1 protein-coding gene is annotated in these 508 nt (G+C 71.7%); it reads left to right on the top strand.

Annotated elements, in window-relative coordinates:
- Positions 1 to 141: 141 nt before the first annotated feature.
- Positions 142 to 508, top strand: a 367-nt coding sequence (locus V5O49_RS00020; RefSeq protein WP_332900440.1) for a superoxide dismutase, incomplete at its 3' end; no start/stop codon positions are given.

The following is a 508-nucleotide window of genomic DNA, read 5'->3' on the forward strand; positions in this document are numbered from 1 at the left end:
GACGCTAGGGCCTCGAGCGCGCGCCAGGCCCCGGCCCCCCCACCGGTCTCGGGCTGTGACGCTCGTCTCCGTTGACCTCGACCGCGGTCGAGGTCCTAGGTTCGGGGCGGATCGTCCCCTCCGACCACCGAAGGACACCCGATGACCGTCTACACGCTGCCTGACCCGCCCTACGACTACAGCGCCCTCGAGCCGCACATCAGCGGCAAGATCATGCAGCTGCACCACGACACGCACCACGCCACCTACGTCGCCGGCGCGCACACCGCCCTGGACAAGCTCGCCGAGGCGCGCGAGTCGGGCGGCCTCGCGGCGGTCACCCTGCCCGAGAAGACCCTCGCGTTCCACCTCGGCGGGCACACCAACCCCACCATCTTCTGGCACAACCTGTCCCCCGAGGGCGGCGGCGAGCCCACCGGCGAGCTGGCCGAGGCCATCAAGGACCAGTTCGGCTCCTTCGCCGCGTTCCAGGCGCACTTCGCCGCCACCGCCACCGGCATCCAGGGCT

Source organism: Isoptericola haloaureus (genome assembly GCF_036689775.1).
Taxonomy (GTDB): domain Bacteria; phylum Actinomycetota; class Actinomycetes; order Actinomycetales; family Cellulomonadaceae; genus Isoptericola; species Isoptericola haloaureus.